The following is a 13,260-nucleotide window of genomic DNA, read 5'->3' on the forward strand; positions in this document are numbered from 1 at the left end:
GAGCCGTCAATCGGAGGACACTATGGACGCACAGCGACGGGTCGCCGAGTTCGTCGAGACCCACGACATCGACGCACCGCCCGAGTTTCGCCTGCTCGACCTCGCTTCGGAGTTCGGCGAACTCGCCAAGGACGCGAACGTCTCGACCGACTACGGGTCGGACCCGGACGCACTCTCGCTCTCAGAGGACGAACTCGGCGACGCCGTCTTCGCCCTGCTCGCGCTCGCCGAATCGGTGGACGTAGACGCCGGAGACGCGCTCGATACCGCGCTCGCGAAGTACGAGGACCGCCTCGCGGCGACGGGCGAGGCGGGGTCGGGCGAATAACTGTCCGCCTCCCCGAACTATTTGAACCGTGCCGACACAACCCCCCTCATGCACGACAGAGCGAAGGAGTTCGCCGACCGCGCGAGTCGCGAGTACGACTTCGAAGTGGACGTCCACGAGTTCCCCGAGGGGACCAAGACCGCGAAGGACGCCGCCGACGCAATCGGATGCGATGTCGCCCAAATCGCGAGCAGTATCGCGATGCGCGCCGGCGACTCGCTCGTGGTGGTCGTCACCAGCGGCGCGAACCGGGTCAGCGAGGCCGAGGTCGCCGACCGCCGAGGAATCGCCGAATCCGACGTGAGCATGGCCGACGCCGCCGAAATCAAGTCGGTCTTGGGGTGGTCCATCGGCGGCGTGCCGCCGTTCTGCCACGACGCCGAGGTGCCGGTCTACGTGGACGAGACGCTGACCGAGTTCGAGACGGTGTGGGCCGCCGCGGGGACCCCGGAGGCCGTCTTCCCGCTCGACCCCGAGACGCTGGTCGAGCTTTCGGGCGGCGAAGTCGCCGACGTGGCTGAGTGAACTTCGGTTTTCTATCGGGGAGGCGAATCTTCACAGACCACCCGAGACGTGAATCTTCACCAACCGCCGAGACGTGAATCTTCACCGACCACCCGAGACGCCATCCTTCACCGACCACGGGATGCGCCGCGTCTGCGCGCTCGGTGAGCGCGCAGACGCACGCGGGGAGGAACGGGGCGCGGTGCGATTGCGGTGCGGTCTTCATAGGTACCGGGAGTCGCTCGCTTCTCGGTTGATTCCTCTACGAGTTCGACGGACTCCTTCTTCCCGGCTGACTCCACGCGATTTCGACGGAGTGCTTCTTCTCGGCTGACTCCACGCAATCTCGACCGACCCCTCTACACCGACGTTCCCCGAGACCACTCCTCGCATCCGAACACTTGATTTCGCCCGAATCCGAACCCCCGGCCATGAGCCTGCTTCAAACCGCCCTCGCGGTCATCATCGACGCGGCGCTCGGCATCTGGCTCGGGAGCATCGTCTTCTTCTCGTTCGTGGGTGCGCCGACGACGTTCGACGTGCTCGGCGACGATGCCGGGCGGGTCGTCAACGCCATCTTCCCGAAGTACTACGCGCTCGGGGAAGGTCTCGGCTTCGTGGCGTTCGGTGCCGCCGTGGTCGCGGACCCCGGCGGCCTGCGCGGGGGTGTCCTGCTCCCGGCGGTGGTCCTCGTCGGTCTCGCGTGCACCGCCTACGCCCACCGGATTCTCGTCCCGAAGATGGAGCGGGCGGGCGACGACGCCTTCGCTCGGTACCACAAGCAGTCGGTCGCGCTCAATGCGGGGACGATGCTCGCCGTCGCCGCCGGACTCGTCCTCTCGCATCTCTGAACATGGCCGAAGGCACCTACACCCTGCTCGTGGAACTCCCGACTCCCGAAACGGTCGAGTTCGGCGCGAGAGGCGAACGCGACCTCTCGGCGGGGTGGTACGCCTACACCGGGAGCGCGTTCGGGCCGGGCGGATTCGCGCGCGTCGAGCGCCACCGCGAACTCGCCCGAGGCGAGCGCGGGGCCCGCCACTGGCACGTCGATTACCTGCTCGGCCACCCCGAAACCGAAATTTCGGCGGTCGTGAAGTCCACAGACGCGGACGTAGAGTGCGCCGTGAGTCGAGCCATCGACACCGAAGCAGTGGCCGGAATCGGGGCCTCCGACTGCGACTGTGATTCCCACCTCCGGTACGCACCCGACCGCGAACGTTTGGAATCGGCGGTCCGCGACGCGCACGCGAGCGCCCGTTCGGGCGCTCGCGAGTGAACCAATAAACAGTGGAGTGAACCATTAACTGCGCTCGGTACGCAGACACGAATATGAACCTCCAGCGGAACGTCGGCGGTCTCGACAGAATCGCTCGCGGAGTCGGTGGCGCAGCGCTCCTCGCGGTCGCGGTCGGCGCGTTCGTCTCGGGCCGACGGTCAATCGGCCTCCTCGCGGCGGTCGCGGGCGCTGGTCTGCTGTTCAACGCCGCCACGCAGTTCTGCGGCGTGAACGCGCTGTTGGGTATCGACACCTGCTCGAGAAAATAAGAATCTCGGTCAGTACACCGCGTCCCGAATCTCGTCGGCGAGGTCCTCGAACGTGGCGAGGTGGGTCCGGCGCTCGGTCCGCATCCGTTCCTGTGCGGCCTCGAAGTCCTCGATGTGGTCGGGGACGGAGAACTCCGAGACGTTCATCCCCGGCACCTCGCTCGGAATCGTGAGACCGAGTTCGTCGTCGGCCTCCCACTCGACGGTGCCGCGCGCGATTTCGCGGAGAATCGTCACCGACTCCTCGACGCCGATGTCCTTCGCCTTCGCGCCGATGTGGCCGGTGTTGAGGACGAAGCAGTCCACGCCGAGGTCGGCGATGAGTTCGCGGAACCGATTTCCTTCCTCGCCTTTCGACCCCACGATGAAGGGGTTCGTGCCGACCACGCGGATGGATTCGCCCGCCTTCGAGGGGTCGCCCGCGCTGGTCTGAATCGACTCGCCGAGCATGAACGCCGCGGCGGCCTCCTCGGGCGAGAGTTTGGCGACCGGCGGCATCGTCGGATTTCGGGTGATGAAGAATATCTGGTCCACCGAGTCGAGGTCGATGTCGTCGCCAGCAGACGAGAGGTGGTCGCGGCCGATGACCGCCCGGCCGTTCGAGGTGTGTTCGTCGCTGTCGAAGTCCACGGTGCCGTCGGCGTCCACCGCGACGTTTTCGAGGACCGCCGATTCGTGGGTCACGGCGTCGTACATCGCTGGCTGTTCGTCGGCGTCGAGTCCGATGGTCTTGACGTAGAGACCTTCGCCCTCGCTTCCGGCGACGGTGCCGTCCGGCAGGAGCGCGCACACGTCGTCCTGAAGCATCGTGGCCGATTCGGGGTCGTCGAGCCAGAGACCGTGCGCGGTCAAGGTGGACTTGCCGGTCGCCGAGAGGCCGAGGAACAGTTGGCCAACGTCTTCGAGGTCGCCGGTCTCGTCGTCTCGGAGGCTCACGCGCTTGCTCCCGGCGTGGAGACCGAGACCGCCCTTCCGCTTGGCCTCGCGCATGAACAGTCGGAGGAACGACTTCTTGGCTTCGCCGGTGTAGTCGCTGCCGAGGACCGCGGTCACGCCAGCATCGGGGAGGATTCGGATGGCGGTCTCGTCGTGGTCGGGCACCTGAATCGTCACGAAGTCGGGGTCGGCGTCGGCGTCGGAACCGGCGTCGCCCTCGACCGGTTCGAACAGCTTCGCCCACGCGAGCGCGATGCGGGCCTCGGGCTTCGAGACGTAGAGCCGACAGACGTACGAGTGGTCGGGGTGGCGGCCCATCCGGCGGTCAACGCAGACCATCTCGGTCTCGCGGGCGTACTCGACCGCGGTCTCGATGCGGCCGTAGTCGCTCGGGCCGAACTCGTCGTCCACCGCGTTTTTGGTCTTGTCGGCGTTGCGCGAGCGCTCGCCGCTGACGTACGACGGCGAGCCGAACTCGGTCGTGGTTTCGAGGTCGGCCGAGAACTCGCGGAGTTCGTCGAGCGAGGGGTCGTACACGACGTTGTCCGCGTCGGCCGGGTGTGGGAGCGCAGTCGTCACCGATTGAACTGTCTGCCCGGTTTCTGACATCGAGTGAAGGCTGTGCGCGCGGACGTATAATTATGCACCATTTACCAGCCTCAGCCTGTCAGACGCCGAAATTCTTGCTTTCGATGTGAGTGAATAATTCTCGTTACTGCGCGCTGACGCGACCCCGTTCGTTCGTCCGAACACAGTTGTTTCGCCGCCACTTTACGGCCGATTCGCGCGGATGGGACCGCCTGTCGTCGAGAAAGAGTCGCTTATTCGGGCCGCGTTCAGCAGTCGATGACCACGCGGTCGCCGTCCTCGCGACACTCTTCGAGGGCGTGCTTGGCCGCCATGCCCGCCGACTGGGGGGTCGCAGACTGGCCGACCCCGACCTTGAGTTCGACCGAGACGGTGTCCTCGACGTGCCGGATGGAGTCCTCGTAGGCGTCCTCGTCCAAATCGGGACACACCGCGATGATGTTGTCGCCGCCGACGAAGAAGGCGAGACCCTCGTGGGCGCGCCTGAGATACTGCATGAGTTCGGCGTAGCCCTGCTCGATGTGGATGAACGAGTCGAAGGCGTTCATCCGGTCGGTGTACTTGCCGGTCGCGTCGTTCACGTCGAAGTGCGCGATTTGCACGTCGTCGTCGGCTCGCTCGTCGGGGTCGAGCGTCGTCCCCCGGAGGATTTCGGTCCGAGAGCCGTCTTGGGCGCTCCCGGCGTCTTGGAGGTGCGTGGTCGCGTCCGAGAGCGCGGCGACCGGACTCGGGTCCACGCCGACGCCGAGGCTGACGGTCACGGGGTAGCGGTTCGCGACCGACTCCTGAATCAGCGCGTGGGCGTCTTCGTCGATGCCGTTCGTCACCGCGACCATGTTGTCGAATCGGGTGAAGAAGACGTACCCCTCGCGGTTGCCGACCAACTGGGAGAGGTCGGCGTAGAGTCGCGACTGGAGCGTCTGGAGGTCCACCTCGCGGCGGGGTTCGGGGGTGACTGTCCACGGTCCGTAGTTGTCGATTTGAACGAGGGTTACCTGCGTGTTCGTCACAGTTGGTTCGGGGTTGGAATCGGTGGCTTATAAGCTATCCTAATCTCGGTAGGTGTTCCAGAAATGAGACTCGGAGAGCGGAGTTTATCGGTCTCCAGACGTATCGAGGTTCCGACCGGATTCCGATATTCATCGGCGTCTTCGAAGAAGCTAGCTACTCCCGGTACCTAGGAGAACCGCATTGCGATGCAATACGATGTATTGCATCGCACCGCACCGCACCGCGACGGCCACTCCCTCCCCAACCGACTGCGCTTCTCGCTCCCTGCGGTCGCTCCGATGCTCATCCCTCGCGCGCATGGGCGCAACGCCAAACCGCGGCGTTGCGCCAGCGCGCGCCGGGAGTGCTGGTAGCACCGAGCGCACGTGCATTTCTGGTTCAGATAAAAACGTACGGATTTCATTCCGGGGGATTCAAACCCCCGTCTTCCCTGCATCCGGTAATGACCATCCCGTCGTTCGTCGTCGGCATCGCGGGCGGGACCGGGGCCGGGAAGACGACGGTCGCCCGCGAAATCACCGAGGAGGTCGAAGACTCGGTGACCCGTATTCCGATGGACAACTACTACAAGGACCTCTCGCACTTGGAGTTCGACGAGCGCGCCGAGGTCAACTACGACCACCCCTCGGCGTTCGAGTGGGAGCTACTTCGCGAGCACTTCGGCTCTCTCCTGTCGGGCCAGTCCATCGAGATGCCCCAGTACGACTTCTCGATTCACAACCGCAAGGACGAGACCGAGACGGTCGAACCGACCGACGTCATCGTTCTGGAGGGCATCTTCGCGCTCTACGACGAGGATTTGAACGACATGCTCGACCTTCGGGTGTACGTCGAGACCGACGCCGACGTGCGAATCCTCCGGCGCATCGAGCGCGACGTGGTCGAGCGCGGCCGCGACCTGGAGGGCGTCATCGACCAGTACCTCTCGACGGTCAAGCCGATGCACGAGCAGTTCGTCGAACCCACGAAGAAGCGCGCCGACATCATCATCCCCGAGGGCGCGAACGCCGTCGCGGTCGGCCTGCTGGAGGAGAAGGTCCGGGCCGAGACGTACACCGATTCGGGGTCGGCGTGGCGACTCGGCGACGAGGGGGTCGAACGCGAGGAGCGCGGTCGCTACGCGGTCGGCGACATCCGGGAGAAATCGGCGGGGGAGCGCGACGGATTCGAGGAGTCGTTCGACTGATTACGCGCTCTTCTTCTCGGGGTTGTCGCCCTTCGGGTGGTAGTCCCAGAACCCGCCGGCGCGCATCCCGCGGCCGACCGCCTTGTGGAACTCGACCATCGTGTCGAACTCGCCGTCCTCGACGTGTTCGAAGATGTCGCCGACGCTGACGATTCGCTTGTAGTTGATGCGAATCGGCTCGTCGGCGTGGGCCTCCGCGAACTCCCGCGTCGAGAGCGGGAGGTCCTCCTCCTCGTCGATTTTCTTGGCGATAATCGCCATGCCGTACTTGCGCCCGCCTTCGCTTCCCTCTTCGCCGTCGGGGTCGTGCGGCCAGTCCATACTCGAACGGTCGGTCAGGGGTCCCAAAAGGGTTTCTCTCGACCGCTGGCGCTGGTCGCGGGTAACGCTCTCGTGCTCGGGTAGGACGGCGCGACTCGCACGAAAAACACGCCTTTCAAGGTCCGCGCCGACGGAGTTCCGGCCATGACAGTCATCGCGGTCGTCGCCGACCCGCCCCGGCCAGGACTCGCGCTCGCGACCCTCACCAAGTCGTCGCCGCTCTCGGACTCCGAGGCGGCCGACCTCTACGCCGCGAGCCTCAAAGACACCGTCCGCGCGGTCGAACGGAGCGGCGGCGAACTGCTGGTGAACTACCGGCCCGACGAGATGCTCCCCGACGAACACGCGAGCGAGCAGAGCGCCGAGGCCGAACTCCGCGCGCTGGTCGCGGACGCGCTCGAAGACCCGAGCGAGGCCAGATTCGAGGTGCAGGTCGGCTCGACGCCGTCGGCGCGCGCTGGCAACACCGTCACCCATCTGCTCGACCGCGAGGAAGTCCAGTCGGCCGCGGTGGTGCCCGGCACCGCGCCGATGCTGACCCGCCAGACCATCGACGGCGCGGCCATGAAACTCCGGCGCAACGAGGTCGTCCTCGGCCCGAGCGCGCGCGGCGGCGTCTACTTCGCGGGGTTCACCACCGCCGACCTCGACTTCGAGGACGCCTACGCCGTCCCCGAAATCGAGACGCTGACGACCCGCGGCGCGGACGCGGGCCACGAAGTCGAGTTTCTGGCGACTCAGACGCGCGTCGAGACCGGCGCGGACCTGCTCTCGCTGGTCCCGGTGCTGAACGCTCGCATCGCGGCCGGGCGAATCGTGCCCGAGCACACGACCACCCTGATTCGCGAGTGGGGGCTTCGGGTCGTGGAGGAAGACGGTGAGCCGACATTGGTTCGCGAGTGAAGCGTTTTTAACGTCCAACTCTTTTGGTATCTGTCGAAAGGTAGTTCTGAATCACCAACTGCCGGAGAATTCGCACTCTAGACCCACCTTCACTGGAAGTTCCGATGCGTACCGTTTCTTATTGTCTGAGTTCAAGTTTGTGAGAAGATAGTATCCGCTAGAAAGTTCTTGTTGGCCCCTCATATCGGAACCGTTCGGGTGTTTGGGCTTGTCATTGATTAGCGCACGACTTCCCTGACCGGTTCCGGGAATATACGGGATTTCGATCTCCTCCAGAAGGTCTTCCTCCTCAATAAGATAATTGACGAGGGAAGCCATCGTTTCAGATTGCACGTCTCCAGCAGTTCGATAGACCGTCTCCCCATTTCGACCGAGACAAATGACGTATTCTCCGTCCTCTGGTCCGACATCATCCCCGGATGATTCTCGGATGACCGCTGTCTGATGTGCCTGTTCTTCCAGCGTCTCGATCAGATCATCAACGAAGCCCTTCGCCTCGTTTTCGACTTGCTGTGACACAGAATTTCCAGCCACCTTGGTAACGACGCCAGTTACGTCCTCCGCAAGGTCTTCCTTATTTTTCCGGAGAGAAGTAACTGCGTTCTGTACCGCTTCGATTTTCTCTGCAATCTGTCGCGATTCTCCGGAGTCGATGGACTCACGCGAAAGCGCCCGAAGGGGATGTTCGTTGCTTGGGACGGTCTCAATCGAAAATTTCGCGAGGGAGATTTCGTTGGGCCTGTTGCTGGAAACGTCGCGGCGGAAAATCTCGAACTCGCGTCCGTTCGAGAGGAGTCCCCAATCGACACCGACTTGGCGCATGTAGCTTTTTAATTGGTTCTCGTGACTCTGTCCGAGCGGTGTGTCACACCCTTTCGCTTCTACAAAGACGACAGGCGTTCCCTCTCGCTTGAGAGCGTAATCGACCTTTTTTGTCCCCGACCCCATCTGGACGGAATGCTCAAGTTCAACATCCGAGCTGAGGATCTCCCATCCAAGAAGGTCGATTAGCGGTTCGATAATCTTCCGCTTGGTGTTCTCCTCGTCCATCTGCGGAGAGTTCTTAATAAGCTGAATTGATCGCTCGGTGTAGTGAGATAAGTCCTTGGAGAGCGACATAGTGCTCACTTCGACCCCCGAATGCGCTGAACAAGACCTGCAATCTGTTCTTCACTCTTATTGGTCACATCGTACTCGACTTTTAATTTCAATTGCCCAGCGGCTTCGTCAGCTTTTAACACCATCTCATCAACTTCAGTGGAAACTCCACCAACATCGGTCGTGGTGTCCCTTGTCCCCTCCTCGACAGTTTCCTCTGGTTCGGGAGTTGGGTACTCATCGACAAGCTTGCTGATGAACTTCTCATGTTGGTCGGACACTTCAAGTCGCGTCTCGAACCCTTTCCTGCCCGTGATGAACTTCCCGAGTCCAGCCGCCTGAGCGGTTTTTATTAAGAGATTGATTTCCCTGTCCGTGTGCTCCTCTCCGGTCGATGCTTCAGCCTTCTCTTTGAAGACGCTCTGTTTAATCGCCGGATTTCCGTTGACCTTCTCCACTAAATCACCGGCGTGAATGCGTAGGAGTGTATCCCGATAGGGTTCGTAGAACTCTATTGCCTCACGAAATGCTTTCCGTACGGACTCATCTCCTATATTCTCGGAGTAGCTAATACCCGAGCCACGACCGGTATTCTGAACATGACCATCCTCGACGGTTAAGAAGCCGAGTTTCACGCCATAGTTAATGCTGGCTCGAACCTGCCGTTGGTCAATATCCAATTGGCTGTAGAGGTCGTTCTTCTGGGAGCCGTTAACATCGCGTAAGTGGTTACAGAGGCTGTGTAGCGCCTCGGGTTTTGCTCGACTGGGGAGTTCGACGGAGGCCATCACATAACAGGTTTCTCATCCCCCGTCTAAATAGTTACGGTGCGGGCGTGTAAGATGTCCCGCGAAAAGAACCCGGATATTCAAGCATTTAACGTCCTCTGGACCGCTTTCTCATCTGAAGGGAAAATATGGTGGGAATGGGCTGTTTTGACGGCTATGTTCCGCCAGCGGTATATTTCCACTTATAGAAGATGGATTAAGTAGCGAAAACGCCGCCTCACGGCGTTTTCAACCAAATTCAATAAGATAGCTGAGGATGTTCGCAAATGATTCGACCACCGATCTGGTGTCCGTGTTTACTCTTCGGGTCCTGTAGAACGCCGAACCGAAACACCGTCTGCGGACAGACCGTGTTCCTCAGCAACGTCCAGCACGTTGGTCAGGAACTCCGTGGTCACGTCGTCCCGTGAGACGCCTTCGAGGCGTAGAGTCAGCGTATCCATCTCTCACACCTCCGTCTCGCCGGTCGCCATCAGTTCACGTTGTATCGCGCGTTTGGGGTTCTTCGCGCTGATATCGGGTCGCTGTACGACAGTCTTTTGTCGGCGGATTTCGATAGTTGCCATTGGTCTTCCCTACTGAGAAGGCCATCGTCCGAGTGTTCTAGCACTCGGGCGTTTTCGCGGAATCGAACGCCCCGAGGGATTTCGGCCTTCTACCAATAACCACGTAGTTACTGGCCATAAATATTTCCCTTCAATCACGTAGTCACAGACTTGATGCCCACCGATTCCGAAGGCGGAGTATGAAGCGGGAGCGAAACGAGTCGGGAGAGTACGTCGAGCAAGTGACGCCCGATGCGGTTCTCGACGTTTTCGAGACAGCAGACCTACCGGTACTGACCGCGACGGAGGTGTCCGAAGAATTGGACTGTTCCCGAGCGTCGGCCTACAACAAACTGGAGCAGTTAGTCGCCCAAGGGGAAATCCAGAAGAAGAAAGTGGGCGCACGCGCAGTGGTGTATATTTTTATGAATGATGACTAACAGCATCTCAATGCGTCTCGTGGGAGATACGTCTGCATTCGATTGAATGGTCCTCGGACGTGCGGAGAGAATAACGACACTTTCAAATTTCTCGGGGTTAGACATAGACGTACACCTCGCTATTCGCGAAACTACGTAATTTACCGGGGTGGAACGCCGATTCGTGGTGGGATGGCAGAGCGGCCTATTGCGCCTGCCTTGAAAGCAGGTGGCGTCAAGCCTCCTGGGTTCAAATCCCAGTCCCACCGCATTCTCCGACGAACAGACGCGATACGCAACCCCGGGAGCGGCGCTGTTGAAACGTTCGAGAAGTCACGACGTTGGCCAGTATCGGGGCCGAATGCGGACTCTCCCGAAAGCACGGTCGCTCCGATTCGTTGGTCCCAACCTTTAAATCTCCCCGCCGCGAAATAGTAAGTGAAGAAGAATTAAATTCTAGTTGACAATATTTATCCGCGAGCACCGGCTATCCTTCAGTCCCACTCGAAGTTCACCAACCCCGATTCGGTTCGGTCGTATCGCTCCCCGAACGACGACGGTTACGAGCCAATGGCAGAGAAAAGATACCCTAACACTATCGACTGGGACGAGTACTGGAACGAGGCCGACGAGGACGTGCGAACGGACACGAGTCCGAGCGCGGACCTCGTGTTGGAGCCCTTTGTCGAGTTCCTCGACGCGAGGCTGCCCGACGGACCGGACACCTACGCCGACGTCGGTTGCGGACCGGGTGACTTGGTGTTCGAGGTCTCCGACCGCTACCCGGAGACGACCGCAGTCGGGTACGATTCCGCCGAGGCGGTCCTCGCGGAGAACCGCAAACGCGCACGAGCGACGAATTTGGACATCTCCTTCGAGCGGGCAGTCCTCCCGGAGTTCGAACCCGACCGCCGGTTCGATGTCGTCTCCTGTTTGTTCACGCTCTGCTACGTCGCGGACACCGAGCGCACGATAGAGCAACTCTACGACGCGGTCGAACCCGGCGGCTACCTCGTCATACACTACCACAATCGGCTTGCACAGGCCCACTACCGCACCCTCGCGGAATCGCCCCACGAGTATCTCGACGAGGACTCCGTTTGGAACCCCGAGACGTTCGCCGACCGATTCGAACTCGTCGTCGAGGGGGAGAGTCTACTGTCGTACGAGCGCATCCGTGAGATACTGGGGACGTGGCCACAGAGCGTTTTTTCGGTGGCCGACGACGCCGAACAGTACGGTGCCCACCGCCACGAGCCGCTCGTCTACGTCCCGAAGTGACCGGACAGCCCTCAGTCTTCGGAGCGCCCCTGTTCGACGACTCCTTCGACTGGGAGTACGTTTGCAGGTGGCCTGAATTTCGGCGCGAAAATTGCTGCGACAACTTAAACAGCCTACACATGCAGTGACTAAACCAAAGACTCGGTCCCGCTTTTTCGGTCGCATGGTGGCTTCTCGCCAGCCGACCGACGCGCACACGAAATCAGTCACGTACCGTGCCGACCCCGACGAAACCCCGAGCGAGGCGGTCGTCGCCGCGGTCGCCTCGGCCTCCGACTGCCGACCCACGGCCGCGGGCGCGGACGGGACGGCCCGCGTACTGCCACCGCTCTACGACGCCATCGACCCCGACGCGCTCGACGCGCTGTTCGCCGGTGGCGTCCGGTCGCCCGACCGGCCGCGAGCGACGGCGGGAAAAGTCGAGTTCGTCTACCACGGCCACCGCGTCACTGCACACAGCGACGGGTCCGTGGTCGTCGAACCCCGGTGAGCCGAGGCCGGGATTCACCGCGACTCATAGTAATTGCTGTGACTCTGTATCTGTCTGCAGTCACAGACCGACGAGCTCACCCTCGACAGCCACGAATTTCGAGGGTGCCGAAAATAATCACGGCAATCACTATCAGCTCTCCCACTCGTCGTCCAGCACCCCGTAGTAGCGCACATCTACGTACTCACCATCGTGGTACGCCTCGTCGCGGTGGACGCCCTCCTGTTCGAAGCCGAGTTTCTCCCAGATTCGGCGCGAGGCGTCGTTGTGCGCGAGGACGCGGGCCATCACGCGGTGCATCCGGAGTTCGCGAAACGCGTAGTCGGTGACGAGTCTCGACGCCTCGGTGCCGTACCCCCGGCCGTGGTACTCGGCTGCGAGCCAGAGGCCGATTTCGCAGTGACCCATCCGATGGTCGATGTCGTAGAGACCGATACTGCCGGTCGCCTCGCCGTCCGCGCAAACGAGGAGGTGAACGTCCTCGTCGCTGGAGATTCGCTCCTCGAAGTATTCGCGCTCCTGTTCGGCGTTGATTGGCTTCGCGGTCGTCAGCCCCTCGCGCACGTCGGGGTCGTTGATGGCGTCTCGCAGGAACTCTACGTCCTCGTCTTCGACGGTCCGGAGCGTAATCGAGTCGCCCCGGAGGAACACTGCACCGGGCATGCGAGACGCTACTTCGGGGGCGAACATAAGCGACGGGGAGGTGTGGGAACGACTCCCGCACAGGTCGATTTCCGTCGAGTCGTCAGAACTGGTGGTACGCGTCCCTGACTGACGAGTTCGGCTCGACGGTCCGGCAGTTGCACGCGCGACACTCGAACGTCGATTCGAGATACACGCGGTCGGCCGCGTCGCGTCCGCCGCGCCGGACCTGCCGAACCCCGGTCCGTCGGCGCGAAAACGGGGTTCCACACTCCGAACACGACGAGTGGACGCGAACTGCGTAGTAGCCGACCGCGAACAGAAACGCCGCGAGTCCGACGACGGCGGCGTTCAGCGATGCGCCGACGCCACTCGGTTCCGCGACGAACGTACGGAGTTGCAGAAAGAACGTTCCCGCCCCGACGACTCCCGGCCCGCCGAACACGGCGGGCCGGAATCGGTCGGGGATTCGTGAATCGAGATGACGATAAAATGCGACGACCGCATCGTACGTCAGCGCGTCGTCGTCAGCGAACGGACCCGCGCCGTGCAGGCGCGCGTCAGAGAATTTCTCGGCCGGTGAGTCGCGTCCTCGCTCCCCGTCGTTGGCCCCGTCCAACATTGACAGTCACTCGCACACGAGACCACTTTAAATTTTCTGGAAATTACAGA

The 13,260-nt window shown here is 62.0% G+C and carries 18 protein-coding genes and 1 tRNA gene; 11 read left to right on the forward strand and 8 right to left on the reverse strand.

Going from position 1 to position 13,260, the window contains the following annotated elements; all coding sequences use genetic code 11:
• Positions 1–22: 22 nt before the first annotated feature.
• From EKH81_RS09395 to EKH81_RS09415, 5 genes are all read left to right on the forward strand, one after another.
• Positions 23–328: a MazG nucleotide pyrophosphohydrolase domain-containing protein gene (locus EKH81_RS09395; RefSeq protein WP_132058290.1), complete on the forward strand. Its 306-nt coding sequence runs from the start codon at positions 23–25 to the stop codon at positions 326–328.
• A 48-nt stretch (positions 329–376) separates the two neighbouring features.
• Positions 377–853, forward strand: a complete 477-nt coding sequence (locus EKH81_RS09400; RefSeq protein ID WP_132058291.1) for a YbaK/EbsC family protein — start codon at positions 377–379, stop codon at positions 851–853.
• A gap of 410 nt (positions 854–1,263) precedes the next feature.
• Positions 1,264–1,683, forward strand: coding sequence for a DUF4149 domain-containing protein (locus EKH81_RS09405; RefSeq protein WP_132058292.1), 420 nt, complete (start codon positions 1,264–1,266; stop codon positions 1,681–1,683).
• Between the two features lie 2 nt (positions 1,684–1,685).
• Entirely contained in the window at positions 1,686–2,111 is a 426-nt protein-coding gene (locus tag EKH81_RS09410) for a GIY-YIG nuclease family protein (protein WP_132058293.1), read from the forward strand.
• 53 nt (positions 2,112–2,164) lie between these two features.
• A complete protein-coding gene (locus EKH81_RS09415) occupies positions 2,165–2,380 on the forward strand; it encodes a YgaP family membrane protein (RefSeq protein WP_132058294.1) in 216 nt (71 codons plus the stop codon).
• A gap of 9 nt (positions 2,381–2,389) precedes the next feature.
• On the opposite strand, the gene EKH81_RS09420 is transcribed toward EKH81_RS09415, so the two are convergent.
• Both EKH81_RS09420 and EKH81_RS09425 read right to left on the reverse strand, forming a co-directional pair.
• Entirely contained in the window at positions 2,390–3,925 is a 1,536-nt protein-coding gene (locus tag EKH81_RS09420) for a phosphoenolpyruvate carboxykinase (ATP) (RefSeq protein ID WP_132058295.1), read from the reverse strand.
• A gap of 227 nt (positions 3,926–4,152) precedes the next feature.
• Positions 4,153–4,914, reverse strand: coding sequence for a GTP cyclohydrolase III (locus EKH81_RS09425; protein WP_132058296.1), 762 nt, complete (start codon positions 4,912–4,914; stop codon positions 4,153–4,155).
• A 443-nt stretch (positions 4,915–5,357) separates the two neighbouring features.
• Between EKH81_RS09425 and udk the strand changes: the two genes are divergently transcribed.
• The gene (gene udk, locus EKH81_RS09430) at positions 5,358–6,101 is read left to right on the forward strand and encodes a uridine kinase (protein WP_132058297.1); all 744 of its coding nucleotides are present in this window, start codon (positions 5,358–5,360) and stop codon (positions 6,099–6,101) included.
• Here the strand turns inward: udk and EKH81_RS09435 are convergent, their stop codons facing one another.
• On the reverse strand, positions 6,102–6,422 hold the full coding sequence (locus EKH81_RS09435; RefSeq protein ID WP_132058298.1) for a DUF5785 family protein: 321 nt from the start codon (positions 6,420–6,422) through the stop codon (positions 6,102–6,104).
• A 144-nt stretch (positions 6,423–6,566) separates the two neighbouring features.
• Between EKH81_RS09435 and EKH81_RS09440 the strand changes: the two genes are divergently transcribed.
• Positions 6,567–7,325: a TIGR04282 family arsenosugar biosynthesis glycosyltransferase gene (locus tag EKH81_RS09440; RefSeq protein WP_132058299.1), complete on the forward strand. Its 759-nt coding sequence runs from the start codon at positions 6,567–6,569 to the stop codon at positions 7,323–7,325.
• Positions 7,326–7,376: 51 nt separating this feature from the next.
• Here EKH81_RS09440 and EKH81_RS09445 read toward each other — a convergent pair whose 3' ends face one another.
• The 3 genes from EKH81_RS09445 to EKH81_RS09455 all read right to left on the reverse strand — a co-directional run bounded on the left by EKH81_RS09445 (position 7,377) and on the right by EKH81_RS09455 (position 9,654).
• Positions 7,377–8,375, reverse strand: coding sequence for a type I restriction enzyme HsdR N-terminal domain-containing protein (locus tag EKH81_RS09445; protein ID WP_162224592.1), 999 nt, complete (start codon positions 8,373–8,375; stop codon positions 7,377–7,379).
• Positions 8,376–8,449: 74 nt separating this feature from the next.
• Positions 8,450–9,211, reverse strand: a complete 762-nt coding sequence (locus tag EKH81_RS09450; RefSeq protein WP_132058301.1) for a hypothetical protein — start codon at positions 9,209–9,211, stop codon at positions 8,450–8,452.
• 296 nt (positions 9,212–9,507) lie between these two features.
• Positions 9,508–9,654: a hypothetical protein gene (locus tag EKH81_RS09455; protein ID WP_162224593.1), complete on the reverse strand. Its 147-nt coding sequence runs from the start codon at positions 9,652–9,654 to the stop codon at positions 9,508–9,510.
• 302 nt (positions 9,655–9,956) lie between these two features.
• Here EKH81_RS09455 and EKH81_RS09460 point away from each other — a divergent pair, with 302 nt between their 5' ends.
• The 4 genes from EKH81_RS09460 to EKH81_RS09475 all read left to right on the forward strand — a co-directional run bounded on the left by EKH81_RS09460 (position 9,957) and on the right by EKH81_RS09475 (position 11,946).
• Positions 9,957–10,196 carry a helix-turn-helix domain-containing protein gene (locus tag EKH81_RS09460; protein WP_132058302.1) on the forward strand — a complete coding sequence of 80 codons (240 nt, stop codon included), beginning with the start codon at positions 9,957–9,959 and terminating at the stop codon, positions 10,194–10,196.
• A 165-nt stretch (positions 10,197–10,361) separates the two neighbouring features.
• A tRNA-Ser gene (locus tag EKH81_RS09465) sits at positions 10,362–10,444 on the forward strand.
• 301 nt (positions 10,445–10,745) lie between these two features.
• The gene (locus EKH81_RS09470; RefSeq protein ID WP_132058303.1) at positions 10,746–11,456 is read left to right on the forward strand and encodes a class I SAM-dependent methyltransferase; all 711 of its coding nucleotides are present in this window, start codon (positions 10,746–10,748) and stop codon (positions 11,454–11,456) included.
• 163 nt (positions 11,457–11,619) lie between these two features.
• Positions 11,620–11,946 (forward strand): HalOD1 output domain-containing protein, encoded by a 327-nt coding sequence (locus EKH81_RS09475; RefSeq protein WP_132058304.1) that lies wholly within the window; start codon positions 11,620–11,622, stop codon positions 11,944–11,946.
• 132 nt (positions 11,947–12,078) lie between these two features.
• Here EKH81_RS09475 and EKH81_RS09480 read toward each other — a convergent pair whose 3' ends face one another.
• The gene (locus EKH81_RS09480; RefSeq protein ID WP_132058305.1) at positions 12,079–12,609 is read right to left on the reverse strand and encodes a GNAT family N-acetyltransferase; all 531 of its coding nucleotides are present in this window, start codon (positions 12,607–12,609) and stop codon (positions 12,079–12,081) included.
• A gap of 82 nt (positions 12,610–12,691) precedes the next feature.
• Positions 12,692–13,210 (reverse strand): hypothetical protein, encoded by a 519-nt coding sequence (locus tag EKH81_RS09485; RefSeq protein WP_132058306.1) that lies wholly within the window; start codon positions 13,208–13,210, stop codon positions 12,692–12,694.
• Positions 13,211–13,260: the final 50 nt, after the last annotated feature.

Origin of the sequence: Halorussus amylolyticus (assembly GCF_004143485.2) — an archaeon.
GTDB lineage: Archaea > Halobacteriota > Halobacteria > Halobacteriales > Haladaptataceae > Halorussus > Halorussus amylolyticus.

Coding starts and splice junctions, on each gene's coding strand:
- EKH81_RS09395 (WP_132058290.1), top strand. CDS start 23: ATGGACGCACAGCGACGGGTCGCCGAGTTCGTCGAGACCCACGACATC.
- EKH81_RS09400 (WP_132058291.1), top strand. CDS start 377: ATGCACGACAGAGCGAAGGAGTTCGCCGACCGCGCGAGTCGCGAGTAC.
- EKH81_RS09405 (WP_132058292.1), top strand. CDS start 1,264: ATGAGCCTGCTTCAAACCGCCCTCGCGGTCATCATCGACGCGGCGCTC.
- EKH81_RS09410 (WP_132058293.1), top strand. CDS start 1,686: ATGGCCGAAGGCACCTACACCCTGCTCGTGGAACTCCCGACTCCCGAA.
- EKH81_RS09415 (WP_132058294.1), top strand. CDS start 2,165: ATGAACCTCCAGCGGAACGTCGGCGGTCTCGACAGAATCGCTCGCGGA.
- EKH81_RS09420 (WP_132058295.1), bottom strand. CDS start 3,925: ATGTCAGAAACCGGGCAGACAGTTCAATCGGTGACGACTGCGCTCCCA.
- udk (WP_132058297.1), top strand. CDS start 5,358: ATGACCATCCCGTCGTTCGTCGTCGGCATCGCGGGCGGGACCGGGGCC.
- EKH81_RS09435 (WP_132058298.1), bottom strand. CDS start 6,422: ATGGACTGGCCGCACGACCCCGACGGCGAAGAGGGAAGCGAAGGCGGG.
- EKH81_RS09440 (WP_132058299.1), top strand. CDS start 6,567: ATGACAGTCATCGCGGTCGTCGCCGACCCGCCCCGGCCAGGACTCGCG.
- EKH81_RS09445 (WP_162224592.1), bottom strand. CDS start 8,375: ATGGACGAGGAGAACACCAAGCGGAAGATTATCGAACCGCTAATCGAC.
- EKH81_RS09450 (WP_132058301.1), bottom strand. CDS start 9,211: ATGGCCTCCGTCGAACTCCCCAGTCGAGCAAAACCCGAGGCGCTACAC.
- EKH81_RS09455 (WP_162224593.1), bottom strand. CDS start 9,654: ATGGATACGCTGACTCTACGCCTCGAAGGCGTCTCACGGGACGACGTG.
- EKH81_RS09460 (WP_132058302.1), top strand. CDS start 9,957: ATGAAGCGGGAGCGAAACGAGTCGGGAGAGTACGTCGAGCAAGTGACG.
- EKH81_RS09470 (WP_132058303.1), top strand. CDS start 10,746: ATGGCAGAGAAAAGATACCCTAACACTATCGACTGGGACGAGTACTGG.
- EKH81_RS09475 (WP_132058304.1), top strand. CDS start 11,620: ATGGTGGCTTCTCGCCAGCCGACCGACGCGCACACGAAATCAGTCACG.
- EKH81_RS09480 (WP_132058305.1), bottom strand. CDS start 12,609: ATGCCCGGTGCAGTGTTCCTCCGGGGCGACTCGATTACGCTCCGGACC.
- EKH81_RS09485 (WP_132058306.1), bottom strand. CDS start 13,210: ATGTTGGACGGGGCCAACGACGGGGAGCGAGGACGCGACTCACCGGCC.